27 protein-coding genes are annotated in these 26129 nt (G+C 58.0%); 15 read left to right on the top strand and 12 right to left on the bottom strand.

Annotation, left to right across the window (positions count from 1 at the left end; genetic code table 11):
- Positions 1 to 50: 50 nt before the first annotated feature.
- From ABLU67_RS05465 to ABLU67_RS05440, 6 genes are all read left to right on the top strand, one after another.
- The gene (locus tag ABLU67_RS05465; protein ID WP_014227296.1) at positions 51 to 1217 is read left to right on the top strand and encodes a multidrug effflux MFS transporter; all 1167 of its coding nucleotides are present in this window, start codon (positions 51 to 53) and stop codon (positions 1215 to 1217) included.
- Between the two features lie 160 nt (positions 1218 to 1377).
- Positions 1378 to 2280, top strand: coding sequence for an N-acetylmuramic acid 6-phosphate etherase (murQ, locus tag ABLU67_RS05460; protein WP_032752002.1), 903 nt, complete (start codon positions 1378 to 1380; stop codon positions 2278 to 2280).
- A gap of 24 nt (positions 2281 to 2304) precedes the next feature.
- A complete protein-coding gene (gene murP, locus ABLU67_RS05455) occupies positions 2305 to 3738 on the top strand; it encodes a PTS N-acetylmuramic acid transporter subunit IIBC (RefSeq protein ID WP_032718833.1) in 1434 nt (477 codons plus the stop codon).
- Positions 3739 to 3843: 105 nt separating this feature from the next.
- Positions 3844 to 4080: a type II toxin-antitoxin system CcdA family antitoxin gene (locus ABLU67_RS05450; protein ID WP_014227298.1), complete on the top strand. Its 237-nt coding sequence runs from the start codon at positions 3844 to 3846 to the stop codon at positions 4078 to 4080.
- 2 nt (positions 4081 to 4082) lie between these two features.
- Entirely contained in the window at positions 4083 to 4391 is a 309-nt protein-coding gene (locus tag ABLU67_RS05445; RefSeq protein WP_014227299.1) for a CcdB family protein, read from the top strand.
- Between the two features lie 150 nt (positions 4392 to 4541).
- Complete coding sequence (locus tag ABLU67_RS05440; protein ID WP_009654083.1) at positions 4542 to 5444, top strand: DMT family transporter; 903 nt, start codon at positions 4542 to 4544, stop codon at positions 5442 to 5444.
- A gap of 3 nt (positions 5445 to 5447) precedes the next feature.
- On the opposite strand, the gene ABLU67_RS05435 is transcribed toward ABLU67_RS05440, so the two are convergent.
- Positions 5448 to 6401 carry an Rpn family recombination-promoting nuclease/putative transposase gene (locus ABLU67_RS05435; protein ID WP_032751828.1) on the bottom strand — a complete coding sequence of 318 codons (954 nt, stop codon included), beginning with the start codon at positions 6399 to 6401 and terminating at the stop codon, positions 5448 to 5450.
- A 209-nt stretch (positions 6402 to 6610) separates the two neighbouring features.
- Here ABLU67_RS05435 and ABLU67_RS05430 point away from each other — a divergent pair, with 209 nt between their 5' ends.
- Positions 6611 to 6904 (top strand): YicS family protein, encoded by a 294-nt coding sequence (locus ABLU67_RS05430; protein WP_047722799.1) that lies wholly within the window; start codon positions 6611 to 6613, stop codon positions 6902 to 6904.
- A 23-nt stretch (positions 6905 to 6927) separates the two neighbouring features.
- Here ABLU67_RS05430 and ABLU67_RS05425 read toward each other — a convergent pair whose 3' ends face one another.
- Positions 6928 to 7869: a LacI family DNA-binding transcriptional regulator gene (locus ABLU67_RS05425; RefSeq protein ID WP_122116988.1), complete on the bottom strand. Its 942-nt coding sequence runs from the start codon at positions 7867 to 7869 to the stop codon at positions 6928 to 6930.
- Positions 7870 to 8163: 294 nt separating this feature from the next.
- Between ABLU67_RS05425 and ABLU67_RS05420 the strand changes: the two genes are divergently transcribed.
- The 4 genes from ABLU67_RS05420 (at position 8164) to ABLU67_RS05405 (ending at position 11830) form a co-directional block, all read left to right on the top strand.
- On the top strand, positions 8164 to 8475 hold the full coding sequence (locus tag ABLU67_RS05420; protein ID WP_014227304.1) for a PTS sugar transporter subunit IIB: 312 nt from the start codon (positions 8164 to 8166) through the stop codon (positions 8473 to 8475).
- An 11-nt stretch (positions 8476 to 8486) separates the two neighbouring features.
- Positions 8487 to 9812, top strand: coding sequence for a PTS transporter subunit EIIC (locus tag ABLU67_RS05415; protein WP_014227305.1), 1326 nt, complete (start codon positions 8487 to 8489; stop codon positions 9810 to 9812).
- 108 nt (positions 9813 to 9920) lie between these two features.
- Positions 9921 to 10223, top strand: a complete 303-nt coding sequence (locus ABLU67_RS05410; RefSeq protein WP_032751827.1) for a PTS lactose/cellobiose transporter subunit IIA — start codon at positions 9921 to 9923, stop codon at positions 10221 to 10223.
- A 227-nt stretch (positions 10224 to 10450) separates the two neighbouring features.
- Positions 10451 to 11830 carry a carbohydrate porin gene (locus tag ABLU67_RS05405; protein ID WP_048262984.1) on the top strand — a complete coding sequence of 460 codons (1380 nt, stop codon included), beginning with the start codon at positions 10451 to 10453 and terminating at the stop codon, positions 11828 to 11830.
- Positions 11831 to 12027: 197 nt separating this feature from the next.
- On the opposite strand, the gene phnV is transcribed toward ABLU67_RS05405, so the two are convergent.
- The 5 genes from phnV to phnR all read right to left on the bottom strand — a co-directional run bounded on the left by phnV (position 12028) and on the right by phnR (position 16910).
- Entirely contained in the window at positions 12028 to 12825 is a 798-nt protein-coding gene (gene phnV, locus ABLU67_RS05400; RefSeq protein ID WP_025107577.1) for a 2-aminoethylphosphonate ABC transport system, membrane component PhnV, read from the bottom strand.
- A gap of 2 nt (positions 12826 to 12827) precedes the next feature.
- A complete protein-coding gene (gene phnU / locus ABLU67_RS05395) occupies positions 12828 to 13688 on the bottom strand; it encodes a 2-aminoethylphosphonate ABC transporter permease subunit (RefSeq protein ID WP_148849644.1) in 861 nt (286 codons plus the stop codon).
- Complete coding sequence (gene phnT, locus ABLU67_RS05390; RefSeq protein WP_014227307.1) at positions 13688 to 14800, bottom strand: 2-aminoethylphosphonate ABC transport system ATP-binding subunit PhnT; 1113 nt, start codon at positions 14798 to 14800, stop codon at positions 13688 to 13690. Before phnT ends, phnU begins: the two co-directional genes overlap by 1 nt.
- Positions 14801 to 14805: 5 nt before the next feature.
- Positions 14806 to 15819, bottom strand: coding sequence for a 2-aminoethylphosphonate ABC transporter substrate-binding protein (phnS, locus tag ABLU67_RS05385; RefSeq protein ID WP_014227308.1), 1014 nt, complete (start codon positions 15817 to 15819; stop codon positions 14806 to 14808).
- A 371-nt stretch (positions 15820 to 16190) separates the two neighbouring features.
- Positions 16191 to 16910, bottom strand: coding sequence for a phosphonate utilization transcriptional regulator PhnR (gene phnR, locus ABLU67_RS05380; protein WP_009653851.1), 720 nt, complete (start codon positions 16908 to 16910; stop codon positions 16191 to 16193).
- Between the two features lie 140 nt (positions 16911 to 17050).
- Here phnR and phnW point away from each other — a divergent pair, with 140 nt between their 5' ends.
- Both phnW and phnX read left to right on the top strand, forming a co-directional pair.
- Positions 17051 to 18154 carry a 2-aminoethylphosphonate--pyruvate transaminase gene (gene phnW, locus ABLU67_RS05375; RefSeq protein WP_048262986.1) on the top strand — a complete coding sequence of 368 codons (1104 nt, stop codon included), beginning with the start codon at positions 17051 to 17053 and terminating at the stop codon, positions 18152 to 18154.
- Between the two features lie 9 nt (positions 18155 to 18163).
- A complete protein-coding gene (gene phnX, locus ABLU67_RS05370) occupies positions 18164 to 18973 on the top strand; it encodes a phosphonoacetaldehyde hydrolase (RefSeq protein WP_004855618.1) in 810 nt (269 codons plus the stop codon).
- Positions 18974 to 19005: 32 nt separating this feature from the next.
- Here the strand turns inward: phnX and nepI are convergent, their stop codons facing one another.
- Complete coding sequence (gene nepI / locus ABLU67_RS05365) at positions 19006 to 20187, bottom strand: purine ribonucleoside efflux pump NepI (protein ID WP_014839841.1); 1182 nt, start codon at positions 20185 to 20187, stop codon at positions 19006 to 19008.
- Positions 20188 to 20399: 212 nt separating this feature from the next.
- Between nepI and ABLU67_RS05360 the strand changes: the two genes are divergently transcribed.
- Positions 20400 to 20759, top strand: coding sequence for a type II toxin-antitoxin system RelE/ParE family toxin (locus ABLU67_RS05360; RefSeq protein ID WP_004855621.1), 360 nt, complete (start codon positions 20400 to 20402; stop codon positions 20757 to 20759).
- On the top strand, positions 20743 to 21066 hold the full coding sequence (locus ABLU67_RS05355) for a DNA-binding transcriptional regulator (protein ID WP_004126838.1): 324 nt from the start codon (positions 20743 to 20745) through the stop codon (positions 21064 to 21066). Before ABLU67_RS05360 ends, ABLU67_RS05355 begins: the two co-directional genes overlap by 17 nt.
- Positions 21067 to 21148: 82 nt before the next feature.
- Here ABLU67_RS05355 and ABLU67_RS05350 read toward each other — a convergent pair whose 3' ends face one another.
- The 4 genes from ABLU67_RS05350 to uhpB form a co-directional block, all read right to left on the bottom strand.
- Positions 21149 to 21601, bottom strand: coding sequence for a DUF1198 domain-containing protein (locus ABLU67_RS05350; protein ID WP_301719168.1), 453 nt, complete (start codon positions 21599 to 21601; stop codon positions 21149 to 21151).
- Positions 21602 to 21778: 177 nt separating this feature from the next.
- Positions 21779 to 23170, bottom strand: a complete 1392-nt coding sequence (gene uhpT / locus ABLU67_RS05345) for a hexose-6-phosphate:phosphate antiporter (RefSeq protein WP_004107098.1) — start codon at positions 23168 to 23170, stop codon at positions 21779 to 21781.
- Between the two features lie 145 nt (positions 23171 to 23315).
- Complete coding sequence (locus tag ABLU67_RS05340; RefSeq protein ID WP_014227316.1) at positions 23316 to 24635, bottom strand: MFS transporter; 1320 nt, start codon at positions 24633 to 24635, stop codon at positions 23316 to 23318.
- 9 nt (positions 24636 to 24644) lie between these two features.
- Positions 24645 to 26126: a signal transduction histidine-protein kinase/phosphatase UhpB gene (uhpB, locus tag ABLU67_RS05335; protein WP_301719264.1), complete on the bottom strand. Its 1482-nt coding sequence runs from the start codon at positions 26124 to 26126 to the stop codon at positions 24645 to 24647.
- Positions 26127 to 26129 lie beyond the last annotated feature (3 nt).

Raw genomic sequence — 26129 nt, 5'->3', positions numbered from 1 at the left:
CGCTTTTGCCGGGCGGCAACGCCCGGTTTGATGACAAGGAGCCCGTTGATATGTCCCGAATTTCCCTCTCCTGGGTCGTGGTTCTCGGTTTGCTCAGCGCCATTGGGCCGCTGTGTACCGACTTCTATCTGCCCGCGCTACCGGAAATCACCCAGCAGCTCAGCGCCACCGGCACGCAGACCCAGCTTTCGCTGACCGCGGCGCTGATTGGCCTCGGCCTTGGACAGCTGTTTTTTGGCCCGCTGAGCGACCGCATTGGCCGTAAAAAGCCGCTGGCGCTCTCCCTGCTGCTGTTTATCTTCTCCTCGGCGATGTGCGCGATAACCTACGATATCCATATGCTGATCGCCTGGCGCTTTCTGCAGGGCTTCGCCGGCGCGGGCGGCTCGGTGCTGTCGCGTTCCATCGCCCGCGACAGGTATCAGGGTACGCTGCTGACCCAGTTTTTCGCCCTGCTGATGACCGTTAACGGCATTGCGCCGGTGCTTTCACCGGTACTCGGCGGCTGGATCATCACCGCCTTCGACTGGCGTATCCTGTTCTGGGCGATGGCGGCGATCGGCGTTGTCTTGCTGCTGCTCAGCCTGACGGTGCTGCACGAAACGCTGCCGGCCAAAAGCGCCGCCTCGGCTACGCGGCAGCAGGCTGATGCGCCGGTGCTGAAAAACCGCCGCTTTATGCGCTACTGCCTGATTCAGGCCTTTATGATGGCCGGGCTGTTTTCGTATATCGGCTCGTCTTCGTTCGTTATCCAGAGCGAATATGCCATGAGCGCGATGCAGTTCAGCCTGCTGTTCGGCCTTAACGGTATCGGGCTGATTATCGCGGCGCTGATCTTTTCCCGCCTGGCGCGCCGCTTCAGCGCCGAAGCCCTGCTGCGCGGCGGCCAGCTGCTGGCGGTGGCGTTTGCCGCCATCACCCTGCTCTTCGCCTGGCTACCGCAGCCGACGCTGGCGCTGGTCGGCCTGTTTTTTACCGTTTCCATGATGAGCGGTATCAGTACCGTTGCCGGCTCGGAAGCGATGAACGCCATTCACGCCCGCCAGTCCGGCACCGCGTCAGCCCTGATGGGCACGCTGATGTTTGTGTTCGGCGGTATTGCCGCGCCGCTGGCCGGTCTCGGCGGCGAAACGATGCTCAAAATGAGCTTCGCGATGACCCTTTGCTATCTGGCCGCGCTGCTGATTGGCCTGAAAAAGCCGCGCCCCATCGCATAACCTCCTCCGGGGTAATAAAATATTCCAATTTTATTACCCCTATTTTTCCCGCCAGTACTGTAATCTCCTATTATTCCTTCAACACCAATCGTGATAACCTTCACAGGAAAGGAATAATTAATTCCTTATACTGCCCGCCACCGTGAATAAAGAGGTTCCTATGAATATCGACCTGAGCAAACTGCTGACCGAGCGCCGCAACGCCAATAGCGCCAACATTGATATCCTCACCACCGAAGAGATGCTGACGGTGATTAACCAGGAAGACCAGCAGGTGGCTCACGCCATCACCCCCTATCTGCCGCAAATTGCCCAGGTGGTGGATAAGGTCGCGGCGGCGCTGCAGGCGGGTGGTCGACTGATTTACATTGGCGCGGGCACTTCCGGGCGTCTGGGGATCCTTGATGCCAGCGAGTGTCCGCCGACCTTCGGCACCCGCCCGGAGCAAGTGGTGGGCATTATCGCGGGCGGCCATAAAGCCATACTGAGCGCCGTAGAGAACGTCGAAGACAACAAAGCGCAAGGGGCGATGGACCTGCAGAACCTGAACTTTAGCAGCCGCGACGTGCTGGTCGGCCTGGCCGCCAGCGGACGCACGCCGTACGTCATCGGCGCGATGGAGTATGCCCACAGCCAGAACGCTTTTGTCGCCATCGTCAGCTGTAACCCGCACGGCGAAATGGCCCAGCTGGCGGACGTCGCCATTACGCCGGTCGTGGGTCCGGAAGTGGTGACCGGCTCAACGCGCCTGAAGGCGGGCACCGCGCAAAAGCTGGTGCTGAATATGATTTCTACCGGGGCGATGATCCGCATCGGCAAGGTCTACAGCAATCTGATGGTGGACGTGGAAGCGACCAACGCCAAGCTTATCGAGCGCCAGGTGTCCATCGTCATGGAAGCGACCGAATGCGATCGCGCAACCGCCCAGAGCGCGCTGGAAGCCTGCGATCGCCACTGCAAAACGGCGATTGTGATGGTGCTGGCTGATTTAAGCGCCGCGGATGCCCAGGCGCTGCTGGCAAAAAATAACGGCTATATCCGCAAGGCGCTGAGCCACTCCTGACCGCTGACTCACGGGTAATCTGCAATGGCAAAAATAAATAAAGAGATGATAGCGCGGATCCTGCAGCACGTTGGCGGAGCCGGGAACGTCGCGCAGGCGGGCAACTGTATGACCCGGCTGCGCCTGACCCTGCGCGATGAATCACGGGCCGATAGCGCCGCCATCCGCCAGATTGACGGCGTAATGGGGGTGATCGTTAGCGATGAACAGTTCCAGGTCGTCCTTGGGCCCGGCAAGGCGCAAAGCGCGGCGGAAATGATGAATGCGTTACTGGAAGAGGCCCCGGCGGATGCGCCATCGCTGGCCGATGTCGCCGCCGAAAAGAAACAGGCGCTGAAGAGCAAGCAAACCAGCGGTATTCAAAAATTCCTCGCGAAATTCGCCACCATCTTCACACCGCTCATTCCCGGCTTTATCGCCGTCGGCCTGCTGTTGGGGTTCGCGACCCTGGCGGAGCAGATATTTGTCCTCGAAAACGCGCATCCGAACGCGACATTGATGGCGCTGATCGGCTACATGAAGGTGTTCAGCAAAGGGATGTTTACCTTCCTGAGCATCCTGATCGGCTATAATGCCCAGAAAGCCTTCGGCGGCTCCGGGGTCAACGGGGCCATCATCGCTGCGCTGTTTGTTCTCGGCTATAACCCGGAAGCCACCAGCGGCTTCTATTCCGGGATTTCCACCTTCTTCGGCCACGGTATTGACCCGCGCGGCAATATTATCGGCGTGCTTATCGCCGCGATTATCGGCGCGTGGGTGGAACGACAGGTACGCCGCATCATGCCTGCCAACCTCGATATGATCCTCACCTCGGCGGTGACGCTGCTGATCATGGGCGCGATCACCTTTACCGTCATTATGCCTATCGGCGGCTGGCTGTTCACCGGGATGTCATGGCTGTTTCTGCACCTTAACGGTAACCCGTTCGGCTCTGCGGTACTGGCCGGCCTGTTCCTGCTGGCGGTGATGTTCGGCGTCCATCAGGGCTTCGTGCCGGTCTATTTCGCGCTGGTGGATGCCCAGGGGTTTAACTCGCTGTTTCCGATTCTGGCCATGGCCGGTGCCGGACAGGTTGGTGCGGCGCTGGCGCTGTTCTGGCGGGCGAAGCACGGTTCTCTGCTGCGCACGCAGATTAAAGGGGCGATTATTCCCGGCTTTCTCGGCATCGGCGAACCGCTGATTTACGGCGTGACGCTACCGCGCATGAAGCCCTTTATCACCGCCTGCCTCGGCGGCGCCTGCGGCGGTTTTTTCCTCGGGCTCATCGCCTGGCTGGGGCTACCGGTCGGCCTGAATACGGTATTTGGCCCGTCCGGGCTGGTGGCGCTGCCGCTGATGACCTCCGGCAGCGGCATCTACGCCGGAATGGCGGTGTATGCCGCCGGGCTGGCGGTCTCTTACCTGTGCGGCTTCGCCCTGACCTGGCTGTTCGGCAGTAAAAACGTTGATTTGAGCTAAGAGGCGCGCACGGCGCATAAAAATTGAATCTTTTTTAACCCGCCGAATGGCGGGTTTATTTATTTCTGTGTAATCTACACGTGTAGATTACACAGGAGATTCCCTATGCCAGCCGCAAAACGCAATAAGCAGAACGTCAGCGTGACACTGGACCCAGGCCTGGTTAAACAGGCTCGTGAGGTCGGCATCAATCTGTCTCTAACGTTGACTAACGCTCTAAAAAGCGAAATCCACAGCCTCGAAATAGCCCGCTGGCAAAAAGAAAATGCCCAGGCAATCGACTACCTCAATAATTTAACTGAGGAAAATGGACTTCTCTCTGATGAATACAGGACGTTCTAAATATGCAGTATTACGTTTATAAGAATACAGGTCGAATTGCTGCGTATCCTTACCTCCTTGATGTACAGAGTGACATTATCGGCAAGCGCAATACTCGGGTCGTGATTCCACTGTTTCCACTGAAAAACTATAAAGGTCCACGCGCCGATCGTTTAACACCGCTTGTCACCGTAGAAGGGGAAGAATACGTCGTGATGACTCACGAACTCGCCAGCATCCCACATCGTGTTCTGGGTGAAGAAGTTTGTAATCTGAATCACCAGCGCGAAGTCGTTAAAGCTTCAATGGATTTTCTTTTCGACGGGATCTAACTCGCTACAAGCTTACGCGTCAGATCGCCAAACCCAACGATCTTCCGCCGCAAGGGGCACGCAAATACTCCGACTACCCTTTCCTGCCCCGCTTCCCGCGCGTGCTCATGCTATGATACTGCTTTCGCGCTATTTTCACCTGAGGGAAAGATGGGCTCCAGCAAAAAAGGGATGCTGAACGTACTGATCGCCGCCGTACTGTGGGGCAGCTCGGGCGTCTGTGCGCAATATATTATGCAGCAAAGCCAGATGTCATCGCCGTTTCTGACCATGACGCGCCTGCTGTTCGCCGGCCTGATCCTTCTGATGCTCTCGTTCTTCCACGGCGATAAGATTTTCCGCGTCCTGCAAAACCGCAAAGACGCCGTCAGTCTGCTGATTTTTTCGCTGTTCGGCGCGCTTACCGTGCAGTACACCTTTCTGATGACTATCGAGCAATCCAACGCCGCCACCGCGACGGTGCTGCAGTTTCTGTCGCCGACGATTATCGTCGCCTGGTTTGCCATCGCCCGCAAAACGCGCCCCAGCCCGCTGGTGCTCGCGGCCATCGCCACCTCGCTGGCGGGCACTTTCCTGCTGGTGACCCACGGCAACCCGACGACGCTGTCGATTTCCCCCACGGCGCTGTTCTGGGGGATTGCTTCGGCGTTTGCCGCCGCTTTTTATACGACTTATCCTTCGACGCTGATTGCCCGCTACGGCACGCTGCCGATTGTCGGCTGGAGCATGCTGCTCGGCGGCGCGATGCTGCTGCCGTTCTACGCCGGACAGGGCAACCATTTTGTGGTGACCGGCGGCCTGCTGCTGGCCTTTTTCTACCTGGTGGTAATCGGCACCTCGCTGACCTTCAGCCTCTATCTGAACGGCGCGCAGAAGATTGGCGGCGCGAAGGCGGGGATCCTCAGCTGCGCGGAGCCGCTGAGTAGCGCCCTGCTCTCCCTGCTGCTGCTCGGCATCACTTTTACTCTCCCGGACTGGCTAGGCACGCTGCTGATTCTCTCGTCGGTGGTGCTGATCGCCATGGATTCGCGGCGGCGGGTTAAAACGGCCTGACGATTATCGGCCAGGAGAGGCTGCGACCGGCGTTTGCAGCCTCTTCAGGTCGTCATCCGTCAGCTCGCAAGCCACCTGCACCAGCTCGCGCTCAAACCCCTGCTCCAGAAGTGAACGGGCAATACGCAACGCTTCTTCTAGTCTACCCTCTTGTTTACCTTCTAACTTGCCCTCCAACTTGCCTTCTTGTCTCCCTTCCTGCCGTAGCCTTTCCGCAATCGTCATGAGTACCTCCTTATGTTGAGGAACGCGCCGCTCGACCTCGTGAAGAAATTCACCAAAATGAGGCGCATCGCCGCACTGCAGCATGTAATTAAACAGCGCTTTCAGCTGGCTGTCATTAGCGCAACCTTTAACCAACAGCTCGGCTAATCGCTCCACCAGGCCAAGTAAATCGCGCTGGCGAATATGCTTTTGAATCAGCTCCAGCAGCGCCACGCGCCGGTGCTGCATAATGTCGTCATCCGGCACCACCGTAATATCCACCAGCGGGAAAGCGGCGGCATAAAGTCGTCGCGCTGTCTGCGTATCAGTAAACTCATCCAGCCAGCAAAGCGAGAAGGGATAGGGGCTTTTCGCGCCGTGATAAAACAGCATCGGCACCACCAGCGGCAACGTTTTATGCCCGGCGTCCAGATGACGCTGCATCGCCGCCAGCGCGTAGCGCATCAGCCTGAAGGCCATATGCGCATCCGGCGTGCTCTGATGTTCAATCACCACATAGATATAGCCGTCGCCGTCGCGGGTTTTCAGCGACCACAGTACGTCGGAGTAGCTGGCGCGCAAATCGGCCTCAATAAAGCTGCCGGACTCCAGCTTGAGCGTTTGCAGATTACACAGCTGGCGCAGCGAAGCGGGCAGATGAATCTCGATAAAATCCCTGGCGCACTCGGGATGCGATAAAAACTGTTTAAAAACCGCATCGTGTGGCGTCGAGGGGGTTCCTTTTTGCGTCATGGTCCGCCATCCCTGAAACGTAATGGCTGGAATATATCCGTCCCAAAAAGCGCAAACACCTGCGCATCAACGGCTTTGCTTGCCGCTACGAAAGATAAATTTCAGCGGCTGAAACAGACTCATTCTTATGGAAACCAGCGCGCAAAATGTTGGTTCAGGAATGCGTCTATAGTTAGAGGAACCCTTTAATAAAAATAAGGATATCCGTAATGAAGAGAATGAGTTTTGCGCTTTCGCTGGCAGCCAGTCTGATGTTCTCCAGCGTGGCGACAGCTGCACCGCTCTCCGGGCTGAAGTTTGAACAGCAAAAGCAGCAGATAGTGAAAGATGTGAGGAGAAATTGCCCTGCCAGCAGCGCGCTGGATGATACGCAGTTTGCTAACCGCGTGCTGGAATCAGCGGAAAATAAGACCGCCGTACAAAGCGCGACGCGGGCGCTGGATAAAAACAACAGCGCCGCTTATCAGAAGGCCATTAGCGGCATTCAGTGCCCAACGCCCTAGCACCGGGCGCGGAGGCGTCGCCATTAGCGGTTCGGAATGATCAAATCTCCGCGCAGCGGGCTGCTAGCGAGCATTTGCGTCTTCTCGGTCAGCCAGTTGACTATCTGGCTGGCCATCGCGTCCATGGAATATTCAATCGCCGGAATCGTCGGAATACCGGGCAGCTGTAACGAGCCCGCCAGGCTGAACACCATGACTTTTTCCGGTACCGCGCGATTAAACGCCTGGAGCTGCGGCACCACCAGCTGCGCCTGCTGCTCGTTGGCAACCAATAACGCATTAAAATTCAGGGTGGTTGCGTTGTTCACCAGCTCCTGAACCGCCACGGACGGCGAATGGCTGTCAAGAAAAACCAGGTTGCGATTGAACGGCAGAAAATTCTTTTCCAGCGCGTGCTTGTAGCCCAGCAGAACCTGGTCAGCAAAGCCGTTAGCCTGAGGATGAATCAGCGCGATCTGCCGCCGCCCCTGGCTTATCAGATAGTTGCAGGCCGTTTCCGCCGCAAAGGCGTGGTCAAACTGAATGCTATTCGTTGCGTCGCTTTCCAGGCAGTCAATCAGCACTACGTCGCGCCGGTCGATATTGAGCGGAAACCGCGCGCCGATGATTAACACATTATCGCAGAGGCCGCAGGTCAACTCTTCCAGCGAATGGAGCACTCTGCCGCGGCTGTTGGCAAAACGCAGCAGCAGGTGCATCTGGTGCTGGCTGAGCTGTTTTTCCAGCGCGTAGAGATAGCTGGTGGTTTGATTAATGTTGTCCTGGGCGCAAATGACGCCGATGCAGCCGGTGGTCTGACTCAGCAAAGATTGCGCGATCATATTCGGCCGGTAGTTAAGCGCTTCCGCCGCCTGCAATACCGCCTGTCGGCTGGCTTCCTTTACGCCGCGCGAACCACTCAACACCCGAGAGACTGTGGCTTTAGACACCCCAGCTAACCGTGATACATCGTTGATTGTAGACATTATTTTCCCCTGACAGGGCCAGTCCGATCCCTGTAAATCCTTAAACCTGAATCGCTTCAATAATAACCAGCGGCAGTATATCCGTTTCCCTTTTTATTTGGAAACCGATTTTCCGTTTCATGGAAAATCGTAGCAAAAACCAGGAAAATTTGTGAGCCAAATCTAATTAACACGTCCTTTGACTGACAGATCTTGACGGTTATCACAGTTCTGTTTTTTATAAATGGAAACCGGTTTCCGTCTGATATCAAATCATCCACGCAATAACTTTTTACATTTTGAGGACGATCGTCGATGTACAAGATTATGCTGTGCTGCTCTGCCGGAATGTCCACCAGCCTGTTGGTCAGAAAGATGGTTGATGCCGCGAAGGAACGTAACCTGCCGGTGCAGATTGACGCCTACGGAGTTTCCGAATTTGACATGCAGTTTCCGCAATACCAGGTGGTGCTTCTTGGACCACAGGTGAAATACATGCTGAAAAACTTAGCTGAGAAAGCCGCTCCCCTGAATATTCCGGTCCAGCCGATTAACGCCATGGATTACGGAATGCAGCGGGGAGACAACGTCCTGGATTATGCCCTGTCGCTGATTGAAGCGCATTAAGAGGTGTGCAAATGAGTTCTCTGTATCAGTCCATGATTGCCGCGATCGAGCAATCAATTACCCCGCTGGCAGGACGTCTTGGGCAGCAGAAATACGTTATCGCGATTCGCGATGGTTTCACTGCCGCATTGCCGTTTATGATCATCGGCTCATTCATGCTGGTATTTATCTTTCCGCCTTTTTCCCCGGATACCACTAACGGTTTCGCCCGCGGCTGGCTGGATTTCTCCCAGCAGTATCGCGAACAGCTGATGCTGCCGTTTAACCTCAGCATGGGCGTGATGACGTTCTTTATTTCGGTGGGGATCGGCGCCAGCCTGGGACGCCAGTTCCAGCTCGACCCGGTGATGTCCGGTCTGCTGGCGTTTATGGCTTTCTTACTGGTTGCCGCGCCGTACGCCGATGGCAAAATCTCCACCCAGTACCTCTCTGGTCAGGGTATTTTTACCGCCTTGATCACCGCCATCTATTCCACTCGCGTTTACGCCTGGCTAAAGCAGAACAACATTACGATTCGCCTGCCGAAAGAAGTGCCGACCGGCGTTGCGCGTTCGTTTGAAATCCTTATCCCGGTGCTGGTGGTGATCGCGACCCTGCATCCGCTGAATCTGTTTATCGAAGCGCAGACCGGTATGATCCTGCCGCAGGCGATTATGCATCTGCTGGAGCCTCTGGTTTCCGCCTCTGACTCCCTGCCGGCGATTCTGCTTTCCGTCCTGATGTGCCAGATCTTCTGGTTCGCCGGGATCCACGGCTCGCTGATCGTGACCGGCATTATGAACCCCTTCTGGATGGCCAACCTGTCGGCGAACCAGGCAGCGCTGGCGGCCGGTGCGGCTCTGCCGCATGTCTATCTGCAGGGTTTCTGGGACCACTACCTGCTGATTGGCGGCGTCGGCTCCACGCTTCCGCTGGCGTTCCTGCTGCTGCGTAGCCGCGTCACCCACCTGCGCACCATTGGCAAAATGGGTATCGTACCGAGCTTCTTTAATATCAATGAACCGATTCTGTTCGGCGCGCCGATTATCATGAACCCGATGATGTTTATCCCGTTCGTCTTTGTGCCGATGATTAACGCCGTTCTGGCTTACGGGGCGACGCGCCTCGGCTGGCTCAGCCAGGTCGTTTCGCTGACGCCGTGGACGACGCCGGCGCCTATCGGCGCATCATGGGCTGCAAACTGGACGCTAAGCCCGGTGGTGATGTGTTTAATTTGCATGGTGATGTCGGCGGTAATCTACCTACCCTTCCTGCGCGCCTATGAACGCTCGTTAATGAAAACTGAAGTTGAAAAAGCAAAAGCCGCAGTGCCGGTTGCCGAAACGGTCAGCCAATAATTAATCTCTATATTTAATATTATATTTAAAATGACGGCATAAATAATGTGGAAAAGGGACTTTCACTGCATTATTTAAAGAATAAAGTTAATGACCTCAGGATCTATCATGATTGAATTAGAAGATGCGGTAATGGAAATTATCGTTAATGCGGGCCAGTCACGCTCATTATGTTTTGAAGCGCTCCATTGCGCCCGCAACGGTAATATAGATGAAGCGCGCTTGCTTCTGAATGAAGCCGATGGCTACGCCCGCCGGGCGCACCAGATGCAGACCCGGCTTATCGAGCAGGACGCTGGCGAAGCGCGCCAGCAGATGACGTTAATTATGGTCCATGCTCAGGATCACTTAATGAATTCACTGCTCGCCCGTGAATTTTCGGAAGAGTTAATTCATTTATACCAGCGTTAATTTATATCAATATTTAGCAACTGTACCCGAACTAAATATACCAGCTTATCCTGGCGGGATAGCTATTATCTAAATATATCCGTCATATTTCAAGCTGCATGTACGTTGGCTGCGCTCGCTTACCCGAATCACTTACCAAAGTAAGCTCATCGGGATTCACTCCCTTGCCGCCTTCCTGCAACTCGAACTATTTAGGATATATATAAATTATTAAAAGCGAGATAATGATGAAAACTGTAAAAATGCTGCCATTAACCATGGCGGTCGTCGCCGCGCTGTGCCCAATTTCCGTATTCGCACAAGAATTTACTCAAGAACAGATCGACGCCATTGTGGCGAAAGCCGTCGATAAAGCCCTGGCCGAACGCCAGGCGAAAATCGACGCCGCGGCTGATAAAAAAGTGGATGTTATCACCAACCCGCAGACCACCGCGGCCACGCCGGATATGGCGATCCCCTTCGGCCTGAAGTTCAGCGGCTACGCCCGCTACGGCGCGCAGTTCCAGACCGGCGATCAGAAGTTTGTCGGCGTGGATGGCTCCTATAACGGCGCTTCGGCGATCGGCCGTTTAGGCAACGAAGGCAACGGCGGCGAATTCCAGATAACCAAAGCCTTCAAGAGCAGTAAAGGCGCTATCTGGGATATCAACGTCATGTTTGACCACTGGAGCGATGAAGTTAACCTGAAAAAAGCCTACGTCGGCGTCACCAACGTGCTGGAGTCTAACCCCAACGCCTATATCTGGGCCGGCCGCGACTTCCATCAGCGCCCGCAACAGGGGATCAACGACTACTTCTGGATGAACCACGACGGCCAGGGCGCCGGGGTGAAGAACTTTGATATCGGCGGCGTGCAGTTTGACGTGGCGGGAGTGTCGCAGGTGGAGTCCTGTAGCCCGGAAGTGATGGCCGACGAGGCCAACCCGTCGCGCATCACCTGTACCGGCGGCTCCGGTACCGGCGATAACGGCCACTACGCCCTGACCACCAAAACCCACAACATCAAGGCCGGGCCGATCGACGTTGAGGTTTACGCCAACTACGGTTTCGATTCGAAAGCGGTGGACAGCGACGAACGTCTCGACGCCTGGCAGGGCGGGCTGGTGCTCAGCCACACCAACGACAGCGGCGTCAATAAAGTGATCCTGCGCTACTCCGATAACTCGGATAACAGCGTCTACAACAAAACCGATGACCTGACCGCGATTTACGCCAGCTTTGAAGGGCTGCATAAATTCACCCAGCAGGCGCAGCTCGAATATCTGCTGGCCTTCCACGACTATGACAACGGCAAGGACAACACCGATAACCGTAAAAACTACGGCGCCATTGTCCGTCCGATGTACTTCTGGAACGATGTGCACTCCACCTGGCTGGAAGCGGGCTACCAGCGCGTCGATTACGACCAGGGTGGCGATAACCACGGCTGGAAGCTGACGCTGTCGCAGAATATCGCCATCGGTATGGGGCCGGAGTTCCGCCCGATGCTGCGCTTCTACGTGACCGGCGGCCAGGTGGATAACAAGCGCACCGCGAAGGTTAACGGCACCAAAGACGAGCAGCTGGATTCGCTGAACGTCGGCGGCATGTTTGAGGCGTGGTTCTAAGAGAGTGAAACCATCCCGGGTCGCGGCGTCAGAGCCCGATCCGGGCTATCAGATCGTAACCTGTAGCCCGGCTAAGCGCAGCGCGAGCCGGGAAGAAGCCGCATCGATATATTCATCCCGGCGCATTCCCCGGGTTGCGGCGTAACGCCTTACCCCGGCTACCACTGGCTTAGGCGGTTTGCAAAAGGAGCCGGAGATTACCTCTGGCTCATCCGGCGGGCGATGCGTTCAAGCTTAATCATCAGCAGCAGCGTGACGCCCACCAGCACGATGGTCAGCGCCGAACCATCGGCAATATTGCCGCGATCGGTCAGGCTAAAAATCGTCACCGGCAGCGTTGTCCAGCCCGGCGGGTAGATCATCACCGTCGCGCCCAGCTCCCCCATCGATAGCGACAGGCTTAACGCCAGTGCCGAAATCATCCATGGCGTCATCAGCGGCAGCGTGACGTGGCGCAGACGATACCACGGCGATGCCCCGAGGCTGGAGGCGACGTTTTCAATATCGGCGGAAATCCGCGCCAGACCGGTGGAAACGTTGCTGAAGGTAAACGCGGAAATCAGCACGAAGTGCGCCGCCAGAACGATCCAAAAGGTGCCGTTCATCTGCAGCGGTCCCTGGCTGAAGGCCACCAGAATGCCAAGACCCACAGAAACGGATGGGATGGCGCTTGGCAGATAGAACATCAGCCCAAGGTATTTTTGCAGCTTCGCACCGTACTGCCGCAGGGACAGCGCAGCCCACATGCCGCACAGCAGAGCGAACAGGCTGGCGCAAAACCCGACCATCAGACTGGAAAAGAGCGCATCCCACGCGGCGCCGCGAAACGCGTTAACAAAGTGTCCGAGGGTAAAGCCGGACGGCAGCAGGCCGTTCCACTGCTGGCTCAGGCTGGACATCAAAATCACCGCCAGCGGCAGGAAGAAAAACCCGGCAAACAGCGTCACCGCCAGCGCTCCCGCCGCCGTACGGCCTTTACGCGACCAAATCAACATCGTTAGCTCCTCACGCCGGTACGCGCGGCGGCCAGCCGATAGAGCATAAACAGCCCCAGCGACAGCAGAATATTAATCAGCGCAATCATGCAGGCGACGCTGTAGTCCGACTCGAGAATAGCCTTGCTGTAGACCATCATCGGTAGAGTATTTACCCCTTTGGCACCGATAAACAGCACGATGCCGAACTCGTTGGTGGTCAACAGCAGACACAGGCTGCCGCCCGCCATTAGCGCCGGCAGCACCGCCGGAAAAATCACCTGGCCGATGACCCGCAGCGGATGCGCGCCGAGGATGCTCGCCGCTTCAAGCTGGCTTTTATCAATCTGCCGCAGCCCGGCCATCAGCGGGCGCATCACCAGAGGGGTGAAGACGGTCATTTCCGCCAGTATGACCCCCTGAATCGAATAGAGAAAATCCACCGGCGGCAGTTCAAAAGCAAACAGCGACATCAGCGTCCCGTTCAGCAGACCGGCGGAGCCGTAAATAAAGGTGAAAGCCAGGGTGATGAGAAAGGTCGGCAGCGCAATAAAGGTATCAATTATCCGGCTAATCAGCTGGCTACCGGGAAACGGGATAAACACCAGAATCAGCCCCAGTACGCTGCCGAGCAGCAGGCAGCCTGATGTCGCGATAACCGCGATTTGCAAGGTATTGAGCAATGCGCTGAGAAAGCGCCGGGACTCCACCACCTGCCAGAAGGTTTCGAGGCCCAGGTGGCCCTCGGTATCGCGCAGCGCCTGTTCGCCGATGAGCAGCAGCGGGTAGAAAAACAGGGTCGCCAGCACCAGCAGCGGCGGCAGCAGCCACAGTAAGGGCCGCAGATGAACAGAGCGACGCGGGAGCGTTAAGATCTGCGACATTATGACACCTCAATCAGGACCGCATCGTTGGGTTCAAAATAGAGCGCCAGCCTGTCGCCCGCACGCGGCAGCGGATTCACGTGGGTCATCACGATACGCACCGCCTCCCCCGCCACGTCGCATAGCAGATGGGTCAAATCGCCCTGCCAGTGCACGGAGGTCAGGATGGCGTTCAGCCGGTTGCTGGTGGCCGATCGCGGCGCGAGACTCATATGCTGCGGGCGAATACACAGCAGCTTATTGTTGCCATGCTGGCCGCCGCGGCTGAACGCGGCGATCAATCCGCCGCCGCAGCTGACGCTGACCAGGCCAGGTCCCGCGGTATCTGTCAGCGCCGTCGCCTGCAGGATATTGGCACGTCCGAGAAACTCAGCGCTAAAACGATTAGGCGGATAGTGGTAAAGCTGATGGGTTTCGCCGTGGGCAATGAGCGAGCCGTCTTTCATGATGCCAATCTTGTCCGCAAGGGTCAGGGCTTCGGTCTGATCGTGGGTGACGTAGAGAATGGTCAGCTCCGGCAGTTCGCGGTGCAGACGGGCAATTTCCTCCACCATGTTGTGACGGATTTGCGCATCCAGCGCCGAGAGCGGCTCATCAAGCAGCAATACCCGCGGACGCACGGCGATGGCGCGGGCAATCGCGACGCGCTGCTGCTGGCCGCCGGAAAGCTGGTGCGGATAGCGGCTGGCGTAATCCGCCATGCCGACGATTTTCAGGGCTTCCTGAACCCGTTCAGCGATCTGCGCTTTGGGCTGCTTCTGCGCCCGCAGGCCGAAGGCGACGTTATCTTCTACCTTCATGTGCGGAAACAGGGCGTAGTTTTGAACCACCATACCAAGGCCGCGTTGATACGGCGGCAGGTGGGTAATATCCGTGTCGCCAAGCAAAATTCGACCACCGGCAGGCTGCACAAAACCGGCTATCGCCCGCAGCACCGTGGTTTTCCCGGATCCCGAAGGGCCGATCAGCGCCAGCACCTCACCGGGTTCAATGGTTAATGTCAGCGGCTTCAGCACCACGTTGCCGTGATAAGAAACGCGCAGCGCGTCGAGAGTAATTCCGGACGTCCCCGCCAGCGACGGGGTGGGGGCAACGGTCGTTTTCATTAACATCACGCTTACTCGCTGTCCGTCACTTTATGCCAGCGGGCAATATCCGCCGACAGCGAAACCGCAACGTCGTCCCAGTTGGGTTCCCAGCTTTTCACGCCGTTAAGCGCCGCTTTCGCCGCTTTAAAGTTAGCGTCTTCCGGCGTCACGTCGCTGCGCACCGGCAGACCCCAGGAGAGCGCGCTGACGCTGGACTGAGCGGATTTATCGAGCAGGAAGTTAATCAGCTTTTTACCGTTTTCGCCGTTCGGACCGTTCTGCACCAGGCCGATGGTATAGGGCAGCGCCAGCGCGCTGCGTTCGCCTTGCGCGTCCGCTGGCCAGAAGATTTGCACATTCGGGTTACGCGCCATCTGCGACAGGTTCATTTGCAGATCGCCGTTAGCGATGTACAGCTCGCCTTTATTGACCAGCGCGGTCAACTTACCGGTGGAAGCAGACGGACCAACGTTATTGGCCTGGAGCTTACCGAGATAATCGAACCCCGCCTCTTTGCTCCCCATGCTGTGAAACGCCTGTAGCATGACCGCCGTACCGTCACCCGCCTGCCCCGGCGTCGAGTACTGCAGTTTGTTCCTGAAGCGGCTATCGAGCAAATCCTGCCAGCTGGCCGGCGCGGTTTTCAGCAGCTTACTGTTATAGATAAAGGTCAGATAGTTATTCACCAGCGGCGAGTAGCGGTCGTGTACGCCCGGGATCCGGGCGCTGTCCTGCGGCTGAAATTCGGCCAACAGCTGTTCTTTCGCGGCACGCTGGATAAACGGCGGCACCGTCACCAGCACATCGGCCTGAGGGTTGGTGCGCTCTTTTGCCAGGCGTTCAACAATCGCCCCGGAACCGCCTTCCACGTACTGCACCTTGATGCCCGTTGCTTTGGTGAAAGCGGCGAACTGGTGCTGGTACCAGCTGTTATCACCATCGTGCAGGCCGTCAGCGGAGTAAACCGTGACGATGCCATCTGCCCAGACCGGAGAGCTGGTCAGCGCGAACAGGGACAGCAGGGCAAGTCGGGAGAGTTTCATCGTATATGCCTCATCGGGTAGTTAGCCATTCTGGTGTAGACCAGATTGTTTTTCACGCTACCCGGGGTTTATGACAAAACGATGAATGAAGTGTGGCGAAAGGATGACGCCGGAGCAGAAGACTCCCTCCCGGAGGCGGCGCTTAACGCGCCTTTCCGGGCTACTCGTCCGCAGCCAGCGGTGAACCCGTAGCCCGGTCAGCGCAGCGCCACCGGGACGCCCGGCGCACACGCATTCAATACCTGGGCTTATCCCGGAGGCGGCGCTTGACGCGCCTGTCCGGGCTACCCGTCCGCAGACGGCGGTGAACCCGTAGCCCGGGTAAGGCGCCAGCCGCAACCCGGGAAAACGCTCGGGCAGGACCAATAAAATCAATGGGTATCGACTTCAATACGCAGGCTGTCGTGGCGCCAGTACTCGATATCGTAATCGAGAATTCGCCCGTGCTGATCGTAGTTGAGGCGGCGCAAGAGCAGCGCCGGCCGCCCTTCCATCACCCCCAGGGCTTCCGCGGCCTGGGGCGGCATTGAGGTGGGCCAGAACGACAGATGCATACTGGTATATATCAGGTCATAGTGGGTCTGATAAATTTCGGTCAGGCTGCCGTTTAAATCATGGCGCAGCAGCTCCGGAACCCTGGCCGGCAGGCAGTGATTTTCACAGTAGCAGATTGCCCGCCCGTCAGCATGGCGCAGTCGGGTGAGCAGGTAGATCTGGTCGAACGGCTGCAGCGCCAGCGGCGCCATAACGTCCAGCGGAACGGCGGCCAGACGCCCATCGAGCAGTACCGTTTTCGGCTCTCGTCCCTGTTCCAGGCACAGCTTGTGGAAGTTGGTATTCTGCGTCGGATCCAACCACAAGCGCTCCGGCGTAACAAACCAGCCGCGGCGGTCGGCGCGATAAATCACGCCGCTGGACTCAAGCTGCGCCAGGCTCTCACGCACCGTAATACGCGTGGTGTTGAACAGCGCGCACAGCTCGCGCTCGGACGGCAGCTTATCGCCGCTCTTCAACGCGCCGTTTTGAATACGCGCCTGAAGCTGCGCCTTGATCAGCAGATACTGTGGCGTCTCGCCAGAGGGTGATTTCATGTTCGCTCGCGGCCAAATTTGATGCGCTCATTATACATAACCAGATGAATTTTTTGTTGCAGCGCTACTTTCCCTTTGACCTTTTCGGGGCACGATCGTCATTATAAAAAGCATCTGGTATAGACCAAATGGTGAAAACAATGACTTCGCGTAATTATCTGCTGCTGACGCCCGGACCGCTAACCACTTCCCGTACGGTAAAAGAGGCGATGCTGTTCGATAGCTGTACCTGGGACGACGACTACAATCTCGGCGTCGTTCAGGTCATTCGCCAACGGCTGGTGGAACTGGCGACGCCCGCTAACGGCTACACCTCAGTGCTGCTGCAAGGCAGCGGCAGCTACGCGGTTGAAGCGGTGCTCGGTAGCGCGATCGGCGCGCAGGGGAAAGTGCTGATTATCAGCAACGGCGCCTACGGCGCGCGCATGATCGAGATGGCGAAACTGATGTGCATTGCGCACCATCCCTACGACTGCGGCGAAGTGGCGCGGCCGGACGCGGCGGCGATCGAACGGATCCTGCAAACCGACCCGGCGATCACCCATATCGCCATGGTGCATAGCGAAACCACGACCGGCATGCTCAACCCGATCGAAGAGGTCGCCGCGCTGGCGAAACGTTACGACAAACGCTACATCGTCGATGCCATGAGCAGCTTCGGCGGCATTCCCATGGACGTCGCCGCCCTGAATATCGATTATCTGATCAGCTCCGCCAACAAATGCATTCAGGGTGTGCCGGGCTTTGCCTTCGTCATTGCCCGGGAGGCGGAACTGGCAAACTGCCAGGGCCGCTCGCGCTCGCTGTCGCTGGATCTGTACGCCCAGTGGCGCTGCATGGAGGATAACCACGGCAAGTGGCGCTTCACCTCACCGACCCATACCGTGCTGGCCTTTGCCCAGGCGCTGAAGGAGCTGGCGGAGGAAGGCGGCGTGCGCGCACGTCATCAGCGTTACAGCACGAACCAGCGGCGTCTGGTGGCGGGAATGCGTACGCTAGGCTTTCAGCCGCTGCTCGACGATAGCCTGCACTCGCCGATCATCACCGCGTTTTACTCCCCGGATGCGCCGCAGTATCGCTTTAAGGATTTCTACCAGCGGCTTAAAGAGCAGGGTTTCGTGATCTATCCGGGCAAGGTGTCGCAAAGCGACTGCTTCCGTATCGGCAACATCGGCGAAGTGTACGACGCCGACATCACCGCCCTGCTGGCGGCCATCAAAAACGCCATGTACTGGCAATGCTAAGGAACCGTCATGAACCGTATTAACGCCGTTATTCTTGATTGGGCAGGCACCACCGTCGACTTTGGCTCCTTCGCGCCGACGCAGATTTTCGTTGAGGCCTTCCGTCAGGCTTTTGCCGTGGAGATTACGCTCGAAGAAGCCAGGGTGCCGATGGGTCTCGGCAAATGGCAGCATATTGAAGCGCTGGGGAAACTGCCCGCCGTGGACGCCCGCTGGCAGGCGAAGTTTGGCCGGGCGATGAACGCTGCCGATATCGACGCGATCTATGCTGCTTTTATGCCGCTGCAGATTGCCAAAGTTGTCGATTTTTCTGCGCCGATCGCCGGGGTTGTCGACACCATTGCCGCGCTGCGCGCCGAAGGCATAAAAATTGGCTCCTGTTCCGGCTATCCGCGTCCGGTGATGGAAAAGCTGGCGCCGGCCGCCGCCGCTCAGGGCTATGCGCCTGACCACTGGGTGGCGACGGACGACCTCGCCGTCGGGGGACGGCCAGGCCCGTGGATGGCGTTACAGAACGTCATTGTCCTCGGCATCGACTCGGTAGCCCACTGCGTCAAGGTTGATGATTCCGCTCCCGGCATTACCGAAGGATTAAACGCCGGAATGTGGAGCGTGGGTCTGGCGGTTTCCGGTAACGAATTCGGCGCCAGCTGGGAGGAATATCAGCAGATGAGCGCCGAAGAGATCGCCGCCCGCCGCGAGCACGCCGCCGGGAAGCTGTACGCCGCCGGGGCGCACTATGTGGTAGATACGCTGGCGGATTTGCCGGGCGTGATTGCCGACATCAACCGTCGTCTGGCGCAGGGCGAACGCCCGTAGTTTTATTGACGATTCGCCTGACTGCGGCCCCATTACACTCGTACTTTCGTCGCCACCAGCAGGCCGGTCAGCAGCATCAACGTACCGGAGAGGACCAGCGGCGAGAGCAGACCAAGGTGATCCAGCGCCACGCCGCCAACCGCGGCGCCGCAGGTGTTGGCCAGCTGGATCACCGCCACCTGAATCGACCCGGCTTTCTCCGCCTGATCGGACAGGGAGCGGGTGATCCACGTTGACCAGCCAACCGGTATCAACGCGAAGGCAAAGCCCCAGATAACGGCAACCGTCGACGCCACGATTTTACTCTCCCCCCACAGTACCAGCACCGCCGCGCTGATGGCCAGCACCACCGGGGCAACCGCCAGCGCCGCTTTCACTGATCTTTTGAGCAGCATCGAAGAGAGCGAGGTGCCGACGAAGCTGGCGATGCCGAAGCTCAACAGCACCAGCGTCAGGCCGTCAACGTCAAAGCCCGCCAGCGTCATATACACCGGGCGAATATAGGTAAAGAAGGCGAACTGGCCGGCGAAGGCCATAAAAATGGCGCACATCCCGGCCATCACGCCGGGGCGCTTTAGCAGGCCGAACATATTTTGCTGCGCCGAGGTCGACTCGCCCGGCAGAGACGGCAGCGCCTTCAGCACCCAAATCGTACAGACCCCCCCCATCACCGCGGCGCCGTTAAAGACGTTACGCCAGCCGATAATCCCACCGAGAAAGCTGCCCAGCGGCGCGGCGATCACCAGCGCTATCGATACCGCGCCAAAAATGACCGACAGGGCTTTGGGCACCACGCGCATCGGCACCAGCCGCATGGTGAGCGACGCCGACATCGCCCAAAAGCCGCCCAGCGCCAGCCCGAGGCAGGCGCGGCCGAGCAGCAATAACGCAAAGCTGTTAGCAAAAGAGACCAGCAGGCAGGAAAGGGTCAGCAGAACCGAAAACAGAATCACCACGTAGCGGCGATCGGTACTGCGGATAATCGAGGTGATAAACAGGCTGGCAAACATCGCCACGAACGCCGTGGTGGTGACCGACTGTCCGGCAACCCCTTCGGAGATGCCTAAATCCTGCGCCATCGGCGTCAGCAGGCTTACCGGCAGGAACTCAACGGTAATCAGGCAGGCCACGCAGAAGGCCACCGCAAAAACCGCCGACCAGTTGGGTCGCGCCGCCTGATGAGCCTGTGGCGTAGAGGCATTCGAAGGAGTCATAAGTTACCTGCATGGTTGAACACGGGGAAGCCGCGCAGTGTAACATTTTAAATGTGACGAATTTAACGTTTTGACAACTTTTCAGGCCTTGCAAAGCACCTGCGTAGCTGTTCGCATAACCGGAAAATCACGTTTTTAGATATTTCAGAACAGTAAGAGGAAGAAATAACATAGCACTTGGTGCTATATTTATGGTTACAGGATGTCAGCCAATGCGTGTTTTTAAAACGAAATGGTTTACCAGGGAAGCCCGGGCCCATGCGATTGATGATGGCGAACTCTGCAAAGCGATTGAAGCCATTCTCCAGGGAAAAGCAGATAACCTTGGTGGCGGCGTTTACAAAAAACGCCTCAATAAAAATCGCGATCGCGCAATTATTCTGGCAAAGGGCGCTGAGCATTGGTTTTACACATTTTTATACGCCAAACAGGATATCGCCAATATCGATAACCGAGAACTCGCGGCGTTCCGTGAGTTAGCCAGGCATTATTCCCTTCTCAGCGAGGAGAAAATGGCGGCATTGGTTAAGAGAAAAGAATTGGTGGAGATTTGTCATGACTGCAAAAACTAAATTCAAAAGCCCCGCCTTTGAAGCTATCCATAGCGCTGCAGCAGGTTTATACAGTGTTGATGCGATCGCGCAGGAGACAATGCGCAGCTTTGATGAAACATGCATCAGCCGCGTAAGCGATTTCCAACCTGGTGAAATTAAGGCTCTACGTGACCAACTCAACGTCAGTCAGCCGGTTTTTGCCCGCTATCTGAACACCAGCGTTTCCACGGTCCAAAAATGGGAAAGCGGGGCAAAACGCCCCGGTGGGCTGGCACTGAAATTACTCACCATCGTGCAAAAACATGGGTTAGAGGTACTGGCATGATGGCTTTGTTGCGATGACTTATGCACCGGTGGCCTCGTCGGCGTGACGTTTAACGAAGCCAACAGTGCACCGGAAAGTGATATCAGTGCAGCCAGTGGACGCCATCCTCCGGTAAAAACAGCGCGTTATAGCGCTCCTGCAAAGTGTGTAGGTCGCTCACTTCCGGCTCCAGCTCGCGAAGAAAACCTTGTGCCAGGCGGATTTGCGCTTCGGTAATCGGCGCCGCGAGGCGGGACTTTTTCATCAACCGATACCAGTAGTGCAGGTTCTGCTCGCTGCCGTCGACGATAGCGACCTGCCAGATCAGCAGCACCTGCGCGGCATTTTGCAAATGCGCTTCATTCGGCCGCTCCAGGTAGCGCAGATACTCGTTGCCGGCGGTTTTTCCCAGCTGATCGATCATCGATTCCAGCGGTACCGGCGTAATGCCTAACCGTTCGCTCAGACGGCGAATCGCACGGCGTGAATCAGAGGTAAGCACCCGAAATCCCACAACAAATACCACTATCAGCGTGGCCAGTCCTAACCAGATCATGCATCCTCTCATTCAATCGCAGCCCCACTATCATAATGGGAAATTGCCCGCTGTCGACTGCCGGAGGTACCAGAATGTGACTTATCGCGACACCGTCTCGCTATCATCAAACCGCCCGGCAAGAGGCATAAAAAAGCCCGGCGCAAAGGCCGGGCAACGTGACTCACACCCAATGACTCAGGCAGTCTGCAACGTTTGCGTCTTTTTCTGACGGCGGATTTTACGTTCTTCAAATACCGCGACGATGGCCATCAGGCAGATGCAGCCAATCGCCGCCGCATCCAGCGCCGCAAAGGTGCCCGCCCAGCCGGTGAGGCCGAAAATCGGCGTACCGTCGGCAATCATCCCGAGGCCCAGCTTGGCGAAGCTGTCGCCGATCAGATAGGCGAAGGTGCCCTTGATCCCGTCGGCAGCGCCAATCGCCTTTTTCGGCACGAAACCTACCGCGGCAACGCCGATCAGCAGCTGCGGGCCAAACACCAGGAAGCCCAGCGCAAACAGCGAGGCGAGATAAACGTACTGGTTACTGGCGTGCTGATAAACCCCCAGCGTGGCGATAATCAGCGCCAGCGCAATGCAGGCCACCAGAGCGCGACGACCGTTTGCCAGATCCGACAGCCAGCCCCACAGCAGCGTGCCGACCAGCGCGCCCACTTCAAACAGGGTAAAGCCCTGAATCGCCACCTCTTTGGAGAGCTTCAGCTCCTGGAAAGCGTAAACGGTGGACCACTGGTCGATACCGATGCGCACCACGTACAGGAAGATGTTGGAGAAGCACAGCAGCCAGATGACTTTGTTCTTCAGTACGTACTCGACGAAGATCTGCCATTTGGTCATGGCGTTTTCTTCCGTCTCTTTATCCTCTTCGCTGATCTCTTCGCCAAACAGCTCTTCGGCGTTACCGAGGCCGTAGGATTCCGGGGAGTCGCTGCCGAAGCGCAGGCCGATAAAACCGACGATCAGCGCGATAATCGACGGGAAGATAAACATCCCGATCACGTGGCCGTCGAACAGGTAGTTGGCGCCAAACAGCGCTACGCCCGCCGCGCCGGCGCCGCCGAGGTTGTGAGAAATATTCCAGAAGCCGAGGAAGGTGCCGCGCTTACGGCGAGGCGTCCACTTGGTAATAGTCGAATAGCTGCATGAGCCGCCGGTGCTCTGGAAAAAGCCGCTCAGAGCGTAGAAGGCGATCATCAGGAACAGGCTGGTCGACCCTGCACCCATGCTGGCGCTGAAGCCAAGCATACAGATGGCCGAAAGGATCAGCATAAACGGTAGAAACTGCTTGGTGTTCTTACCGTCTGCGTAGTAAGAAACCAGCGTTTTACCCACGCCGTAGGTGATTGAGAATCCGAGACCGATCATCCCCAGCTGCGTCATGCTCAACCCGTAGGTGGAGATCATGTCGTTCTGCGCGATGTTAAAGTTTTTGCGGATCAGGTACATGGTCAGATAGCCGATGAAAACCACCAGATACGACTGCATGAACGGTTTGAACCACATTTTGCGCCGCGCTTCGAGCGGCAGGTCCAGGGTTGGCTTACGCACCTGGTTTAAGAAGGCCAGCATGATTGGGTGACTCCTGAGCTGATTTAGTACCTGCGAATGGCAGGCATTGTAAAAATCAGCCGGGAGACTCGCCTGAGACAGCGTCCAGGCGAAACCGGGAAAATTTCTTAGTTTTACGCCCTTCGGCGAAGAAAGGTGAAGTGGGTCACGCTTCTCGCGGCGCCTGGGCGTTTAAAAACGGCAGCAGCAGCAGGGCGGAAATACCGGCGGCAATGGCGATAACCACGAAAAAACCGCTCCAGTGCCAGATTTCCATCACCTGCGCCAGCGGCCAGCCGGAGAGCGATGCGCCAAGATAGGCAAACAGGCCAACAAAGCCGGTTGCCGCCCCCGCCGCCTCTTTGTGCGAGCACTCCGCCGCCGCCATGCCGATCAGCATCTGTGGGCCAAAAACGAAAAAGCCGGTCGTGAAGAAGCAGGCCGCCTGCATCACGTAGCTGGCGAACGGCATCAGCCAGAGGCCGCCCACCGACAGCAAAATACCGGCGGCGAAAATCAGGTTCATCGGCCCGCGGTTGCCGTTAAACAGTTTATCCGAGCCCCAGCCCGCCACCAGCGCGCCGATAAAGCCGCCCACCTCGAACATGGTGACCGCCGAATTCGCCGTGACCAGATCGACGCCGAGCGTTTCCGACATATACAGGTTGCCCCAGTCGTTAATCGCCGCGCGCACCACGTACACCAGCACGTAGCACAGCGAGAGCAGCCAGATATAGGGATTCAGCAGCACGTATTTGGTGAGGATCTCTTTACGGGTCAGGCCAGCCCCTTCCTGCTGCTGGGCAATCTCCAGTTCATCGTGCCGCCAGTCGCCTACGGCGGGCAGCCCTACCGCCTGCGGCCGGTCGCGCAGCCGCCAGCAGAGAAACAGCCCGGCGAGGATCGCCAGCATGCCGGCAATCATCATCCCCGTTCGCCAGCCGTAGTGCAGCGCCGCCGCGCCAACCACCATCGGGATCAGCGCCCCGCCGACGTTATGCGCCGTATTCCACAGCGCCCACCAGCCGCCGCGTTCGGTGCGCGAATACCAGGTCGTCAGCAGACGGGCGCACACCGGCGAGCCCCAGCCCTGGAAGAAGGCGTTCAGCGCCCACAGCAGCGCGAAGGCCCACAGCGAAGTGGAAAAGCCAAACAGAATATTCACCACGCCGGTAGCGACCAGACCAATGCCCATAAAATAGCGGGCGTTAGAGCGGTCGCTGACGATACCGGAGAAAAATTTCGACAGCCCGTAGGTGATGTAGAACAGCGTTGCCAGCAGGCCGATATCGCTGCGCGTCAGCACGTTGCTGGCGAGGATTTCCGGCACGGCGGCGTTAAAGCTTTTACGCGTAAAATAAAACAGCGCATAGCCCAGCCAGATGGTCAGCAGAATATGCCGACGCCAGTAGCGGTAGCGCGCGTCCAGCGCCGGTTTGTCGGTAATCGGCGGAGCCGCGGGCGGGGATTTCAAAAAGGCAAACATCGTCGCTCCTCAGGCGTAGCGCAGCGGCAGGCTGACGCAAACGCGGGTGCCGTGGGTGCAGGAGATGGTTAAGGTGCCGCCCAGCGCGCTGACGCGCTCGCGCATGCCGGTCAGGCCGAAGCCCTGCTGACCGGAGCCCGGCGGCAGGCCGCAGCCGTCGTCCTCCAGCACCAGCATCAGCCGCTGCTCCTGCTGCCAGCCCTGCAGCGTGACGGTGCTGGCGCTGGCGTGTTTGACGATATTATTCAGCCCTTCCTGGCAGACGCGGAACAGGGTGACGCGCTGGTTTTCGCTCAGCAGCGACTCATCAATACGCCACGCCAGATGGCTGACCATACCGCGGTCCTCCAGCTCCATTTCGCGCATCAGCGAACGCACCGCCTGTTCAAGCGTCAGGTCGTCCAGCTGGCGCGGGCGCAGACGGCCCAGCAGGCGGCGTACCGAATCATAGACGCCGAGCGAAAGCTGCTCAATCAGCTGGCCGCTCTGCCTGACGCTGGCGCTGTTGGGCGCCAGACGCTGGACGATCCCCGCCTGAGTACGGATGGCGGTGATGGTCTGGCCGATATCATCGTGCAGCTCGCGGGCCACCTCGCGGCGCACGCTCTCTTCGGTTTCCAGCAGGCGTTCCGCCAGCCGCTGGTTACGCACCAGCTCGTTTTGCAGCGACTGGTTCAGCTCGCGCAGCCGCTGAATGCCGGCGCCCAGCAGCAGGCCCGTCAGGCTTTGCGCCAGCAGCGAAAGCAGCAAATCCACCGGATGATCGTGCCAGCTCTGGCTGGCAATCAGCGCGATGGCGTTCATCAGGGTCGCGATCAGCGCGCCCTGCCAGCCGTAGTGCCAGGCCAGGGCGATAATAGGCAGCGCCAGGCAGAAGGGCGTAAATCGCGAGAGCTCGGCGGGCAGCCCCAGCTGGAGCCAGAGGCTGACGCTGAACAGCAGCAGGTACCAGATAAGATGCCGCCCGCGCCAGTTTACCGGCTGCGAGACCAGCGATGGCCCCAGCGGCCGCCAGACGGTACTGGTAAGGTAGTGCCAGATAACCAGGCAGGTAGGCGCCAGCGTCAGGCCGCCGGTCAGGGTCAGCAGCAGCGCGTTCAGCCCCTCCTTGCCTTCCGGCAGCCACGGCAGCGACTGAAGCAGCGCAGCGGCGATCAGCGCCCCTCCCTGGCGCAGCAGGGTGAGCCAGTCGCGCTGCTGACGATAGCGCGAAATCAGCGCCACCGGCAGCAGGGTCAACAGGCTTCCGGTCATCAATATTATCGGGTGCGCCAGCGCCACTTCCTGCGCCAGCCAGAAGATCAGCAGCCACTCAGCGCCCAGCAGAACCGGCCAGTAGCCGCGCGGACACTGCAGCATCAGGCCAAGACGCAGGCCAAAGGGGAAAAGCAGCACCGCAAGATCGGCACGCTCCACCAGGTGCAGGCTGATGCTCCACAGGCAAAACCACGCGGCGGAAAAGATAAAGCAACAGCCGATAACCGAGAGCAGCCG

The organism is Klebsiella sp. GN_Kp190 (genome assembly GCF_040061795.1).
In the GTDB taxonomy this organism is placed as follows: Bacteria; Pseudomonadota; Gammaproteobacteria; order Enterobacterales; family Enterobacteriaceae; genus Klebsiella; species Klebsiella michiganensis.
The sequence above is the reverse complement of the archived record's forward strand: the minus strand, read 5'-3'. Positions and strand labels throughout refer to the sequence as shown.